This window comes from Acinetobacter sp. GN11 (assembly GCF_054823985.1).
Map to the genome: position 1 here is coordinate 1 of NZ_JRVL01000020.1, position 5,882 is coordinate 5,882.

At 44.6% G+C, this 5,882-nt stretch carries 4 protein-coding genes; all 4 read left to right on the plus strand.

All coding sequences use genetic code 11. The annotated features are described in order from the left end of the window. Window positions 1–162: 162 nt before the first annotated feature. The 4 genes from NL42_RS02415 to acnD all read left to right on the plus strand — a co-directional run bounded on the left by NL42_RS02415 (window position 163) and on the right by acnD (window position 5,773). Window positions 163–873 carry a GntR family transcriptional regulator gene (locus tag NL42_RS02415; protein ID WP_005037608.1) on the plus strand — a complete coding sequence of 237 codons (711 nt, stop codon included), beginning with the start codon at window positions 163–165 and terminating at the stop codon, window positions 871–873. Next, window positions 866–1,750 (plus strand): methylisocitrate lyase, encoded by an 885-nt coding sequence (gene prpB, locus NL42_RS02420; RefSeq protein ID WP_003655707.1) that lies wholly within the window; start codon window positions 866–868, stop codon window positions 1,748–1,750. The genes NL42_RS02415 and prpB overlap by 8 nt, the downstream gene beginning before the upstream one ends. A 259-nt stretch (window positions 1,751–2,009) precedes the next feature. Next, a complete protein-coding gene (prpC, locus tag NL42_RS02425) occupies window positions 2,010–3,167 on the plus strand; it encodes a bifunctional 2-methylcitrate synthase/citrate synthase (RefSeq protein ID WP_461311642.1) in 1,158 nt (385 codons plus the stop codon). After that, window positions 3,167–5,773: a Fe/S-dependent 2-methylisocitrate dehydratase AcnD gene (gene acnD / locus NL42_RS02430; protein ID WP_461311643.1), complete on the plus strand. Its 2,607-nt coding sequence runs from the start codon at window positions 3,167–3,169 to the stop codon at window positions 5,771–5,773. The genes prpC and acnD overlap by 1 nt, the downstream gene beginning before the upstream one ends. The last annotated feature ends 109 nt before the right edge of the window (window positions 5,774–5,882 follow it).

The following is a 5,882-nucleotide window of genomic DNA, read 5'->3' on the forward strand; positions in this document are numbered from 1 at the left end:
AATACTAATAGATAGGCGGCGTAATAGTCTAAATATAAGGTGAAATAAGAGGTCAATCTATAAAAATTGACCTGATGCGTTCTCTGAAGTGTCAACAATCACCTTGATTTTTTTCATTCATACCGCTATAAAAGCCATAATTGATTAAAAATTGTCGACAATATGCAAGATTTGACCTTCGCACCGGAGCCTCTACAAAGTCAGGGTAGAACACTGACCGAGAATGTATTTAAACAAATACAGACGGCTATTGTTTTGGGTCAAATTCCGGCAGGTAGCAAAATATCTGAACCTGAACTGGCACGGACTTATGGCATTAGCCGTGGACCTTTGCGTGAAGCGATTCATCGCCTTGAAGGCCAAAAATTAGTTGAGCGCACTGCACATGTGGGCGCGCGCGTGGTTTCGCTCTCGCTGCAACAGTTTAAAGAGCTTTACCAGATTCGTGCTTCTTTAGAAGGTTTGGCTTGCAAACTTGCTGCACAGCATATTGATAAAAAGCAAATCTTGGCATTGCGTGATGTATTACGTATGCATGCTGAAGATGAAAATTTTAAAGCAGGTAAAGGGTATTACTTGCAAGAAGGGCAGGACGATTTTCACTACTGCATTATTAAAAGTAGTGGCAATAAAACCCTAGAAAAAATGCTGTGTGATGAACTCTATCACCTCATCCGCATGTACCGAATTCAATTTTCAAACACCCCCGATCGACCGAGCAAAGCTTGGGACGAACATATCCGTATTTTAGATGCAATTGCAGAAGGCGATGGTGAGCTTGCCGAGCTGCTCATGCATCGACATATCAATGCTTCTTACAAAATTATTGAGCAAACACTGCTACAAGCACAAGGAGAATATAACAATGGCTAAACAATCCGCAGGTCAGCTATTTCGCGATGCCGTAGCCCAAGAAAAGCCATTACAAGTGGTTGGAACCATTAACGCCAATCATGCACTTTTGGCAAAACGTGCAGGTTATAAAGCGATTTACTTATCAGGTGGTGGTGTAGCCGCTGGTTCTTTAGGCTTACCTGATTTGGGAATCAGTAACCTTGATGATGTGTTGACCGATGTACGCCGTATTACCGATGTATGTGATCTTCCATTATTGGTCGATGCTGACACAGGTTTTGGTGCTTCTGCATTTAACATTGCGCGTACAACAAAAGCACTTATCAAGTTTGGTGCAGCGGCAATGCACATCGAAGACCAAGTGGGCGCAAAACGTTGTGGTCACCGTCCGAACAAAGCCATTGTGACTCAAGAAGAAATGGTTGACCGTATTAAAGCTGCGGTTGATGCGCGTGGTGATGACAGCTTCGTGATTATGGCGCGTACTGATGCCTTGGCTGTAGATGGTTTGCAAGCTGCAATTGACCGCGCAGGTGCTTACATTGAAGCGGGTGCAGACATGTTGTTCCCTGAAGCAATTACCGAGCTTGATATGTACAAACAATTTGCTCAGACAACTGGTGCACCAATTTTGGCAAACATTACCGAGTTTGGTTCTACACCACTGTTTACCACTGAAGAGTTAGCATCTGCTGATGTAAGCCTTGCGCTTTACCCACTTTCTGCTTTCCGTGCGATGAACAAAGCAGCCGAAACTGTGTATGAAACCTTGCGTAAAGAAGGTACACAAAAGAACGTGGTTGATATTATGCAAACGCGTAAAGAGTTATATGAACGCATTAATTACTATGCGTTTGAAGACTACTTAGACAACGCATTTGCTAAAAAGAAATAAACAAGCCCTCTTTTAAAAGAAGGGGAAACGATGGTCTTAGCTATCGTGAGGGCGGCATGGATGCCGCTACGTTGGACTGCGATATATGGATATATCGTCAGGCCAACAAGGATTTTTGCTTACTTTTCATCCGTGAAAAGTAAGGCGAACGGCAGGTTAATCCAAAAATTGGATGAGAACTCGGCAAGACGCTGTCGCGTTTTTACCTAAGTAAAAATTGAACAAACAACAAATTCTGGTTGATATAAAGGATGATTCTATGAGCTCAAATGAAACAACAACAGGCTTCAAACCAAAAAAATCAGTTGCACTTAGCGGACAAGTTGCAGGAAACACAGCACTTTGTACCGTAGGACGTAGCGGTAACGACTTGCACTATCGTGGCTATGACATTCTTGACCTTGCAGCGGGTAGCCAGTTTGAAGAAGTTGCTCACTTGCTCGTACATGGCAAACTACCAAACAAAGCTGAACTCAAAGCGTATAAAGCAAAATTAAAAGCACTTCGTGGCTTACCAGCAGCACTTAAAACTGCACTTGAGCAATTACCACCGTCTGCACACCCAATGGATGTGATGCGTACTGGTGTTTCAGTTTTAGGTTGTTTAACACCAGAACACGAAGACCACAATGAAGCGGGCGGAAAAGATATTGCTGATAAATTAATGGCAAGCCTAGGCTCAATGTTGCTTTATTGGTACCACTTCAGCAACAACGGTCGTCGCATTGAAGTTGAAACTGATGACGACTCAATTGCAGCGCATTTCTTGCATTTACTTCATGGTGAAAAACCATCTGAAGAGTGGATTGAAGCAATGCATACATCACTCATTTTGTATGCTGAGCACGAATTCAATGCATCTACATTTACGTCACGTGTGGTTGCAGGTACAGGTTCTGACATGTACTCGGCAATTACAGGCGGTATTGGTGCGCTTCGCGGACCTAAACATGGTGGTGCAAACGAAGTTGCATTTGTCATTCAACAACGTTACGACAACGCAGACGAAGCAGAAGCAGACATCCGTAGCCGTGTTGAGAAGAAAGAAGTTGTGATCGGTTTTGGTCACCCTGTCTATACAATCTCTGACCCACGTAACGAAGTCATCAAAAAAGTGGCACATGACTTGGCACAAGCACAAGAGAACACCAAAATGTACCTCATCGCTGAACGCTTAGAAGCAGTGATGAAAGATGCGAAAAATATGTTCCCGAACCTCGACTGGTTCAGTGCTGTGAGCTATCACTTAATGGGCGTTCCCACTGCAATGTTTACACCATTATTCGTGATTGCACGTACAGCAGGTTGGTCAGCGCACGTGATTGAACAACGCCAAGACGGCAAAATCATTCGTCCAAGCGCGAACTACACAGGTCCTGAAAACCTCAAATTCAAACCATTGGCGGAGCGTGGTTAATGAACACTAAATACCGTAAACCGCTGGCAGGAACCCAGCTTGAATATTACGACGTGCGTCAAGCCGTTGAAGATATTCAGCCAGGCGCATATGAAAAACTGCCTTACACGTCTAAAGTACTTGCAGAGCAATTGGTACGCCGTGCCGATGCCGAGAACTTAACTGCCTATTTAACGCAGTTAATTGAGCGCCGTCAGGACTTGGACTTTCCTTGGTATCCAGCGCGCGTGGTGTGTCATGACATTTTGGGCCAAACTGCTTTGGTTGACCTTGCAGGCTTGCGTGATGCAATTGCCGACAAAGGCGGTGACCCATCTAAAGTCAATCCAGTTGTACCAACACAGCTTATTGTCGACCACTCTTTAGCAGTGGAATTCGGTGGTGCTGACCCAGACGCTTTTGAAAAAAACCGTGCTGTTGAAGACCGTCGTAACGAAGACCGTTTCCACTTTATTGAGTGGACTAAAACAGCATTTAAAAATGTCGATGTAATCCCTGCGGGGAACGGCATCATGCACCAGATTAACCTAGAGAAAATGTCTCCGGTGATTCAGGCGCGTGATGGCGTGGCATATCCAGACACTTGCGTAGGTACAGATTCACACACTCCGCATACAGACGCTTTGGGCGTAATTTCTGTGGGCGTTGGTGGCTTAGAAGCTGAAAACGTGATGTTGGGCCGTGCATCTTGGATGCGTCTACCAGACATTATTGGTGTTGAGTTTGTAGGTCAGCGTCAGGCAGGTATTACTGCAACAGATATCGTACTTGCTTTAACTGAATTCTTGCGTAAAGAACGTGTGGTTGGTGCATACCTTGAGTTCTTTGGTGAAGGCGCTGACAGCATGTCTGTGGGCGACCGTGCAACCATTTCAAACATGACACCAGAATATGGCGCTACGGCTGCAATGTTCTACATCGACCAGAACACGATTGACTACTTACGCCTAACAGGTCGTGAAGATGCTCAAGTGGCATTGGTTGAACAGTACGCAAAAGAAATTGGCCTTTGGGCAACTGACATGACCAAAGCAGAGTACCCACGTGTACTTCGTTTTGACCTATCAAAAGTAACACGTAACATTGCTGGTCCATCAAACCCACATGCGCGTGTTTCAACTGCGGACCTAAAAGAAAAAGGTATTGCGGGTATTGTTGAAAACCGTTCTGATGGCTTAATGCCTGATGGCGCAATCATTATTGCGGCAATTACTTCATGTACAAATACTTCTAACCCACGTAACACCGTGGCGGCAGGTTTGTTGGCACGTAAGGCAAATGAGCTAGGTTTAGTTCGTAAACCTTGGGTGAAATCATCATTTGCACCGGGTTCAAAAGCGGCTGCACTTTACCTTGAAGAAGCAGGTGTTCTAAAAGACTTAGAGCAACTTGGTTTTGGTATTGTGGCTTACGCTTGTACGACTTGTAATGGTATGTCGGGTGCATTAGATCCAGTCATTCAACAAGAAATTATTGACCGTGACTTGTACGCAACAGCAGTACTGTCTGGTAACCGTAACTTCGATGGTCGTATCCATCCATACGCAAAACAAGCGTTCTTGGCATCTCCACCACTAGTTGTGGCATATGCAATCGCGGGCACGATTCGTTTTGACATCGAAAAAGATGCTCTGGGTCACGATAAAGACGGTAACCCGATTTACCTGAAAGACATTTGGCCATCTGATGCTGAAATTGATGCATTAGTAAAAGAAGCTGTGAAGCCTGAACAGTTCCGTAAAGTCTACATTCCAATGTTTGACTTGGGAGTAACCGTAGAGGCCGAAAGTCCGCTTTATGACTGGCGTCCACAAAGTACTTACATCCGCCGTCCGCCATATTGGGAAGGGGCGTTGGCTGCACCACGTACTTTAGCGAACATGCGTCCACTTGCAATTTTGGGTGACAACATCACCACTGACCACTTGTCGCCTTCAAACGCGATTTTGATGGACTCAGCTGCGGGTGAATATCTTCATAAAATGGGTCTACCAGAAGAAGACTTCAACTCATACGCAACGCACCGTGGTGACCATTTGACTGCACAACGTGCAACATTTGCTAACCCGAAACTGTATAACGAAATGGTGGTCCGTTCAGACGGTACTATTAAGCAAGGTTCAAAAGCGCGTGTAGAGCCTGAAGGCGAAGTAATGCGTATGTGGGAAGCAATTGAAACCTACATGAACCGTAAACAGCCATTAATTATTGTTGCAGGCGCTGACTACGGTCAGGGTTCAAGCCGTGACTGGGCTGCGAAAGGTGTACGCCTTGCGGGTGTTGAAGCGATTGTGGCAGAAGGTTTTGAACGTATTCACCGTACGAACTTGGTGGGTATGGGCGTGTTGCCACTTGAGTTTAAAGCGGGTGTAAACCGCAAGACTCTAAAACTAGATGGTACTGAGCTTTATAGCGTGATTGGTAATATTGCGCCACGTTCTGATTTAACGTTGGTGATTGAGCGCTCAACTGCCGATGGTAAAAATGAAATTGTGGAAGTGCCTGTGACTTGCCGTTTAGATACCGAAGAAGAAGTTTTTGTATATGAAGCGGGCGGTGTATTACAACGTTTTGCACAAGACTTTTTAGAAGGCCAAGTGGCTTAATATTGAGTTAAAAATAATTGATATAGTTTTAAAAGCCCTGCTTTAGAGTGGGGTTTTTATTTATTTACGCATAGCTAATTAATTATAAAAAATGACTGCATATATTATA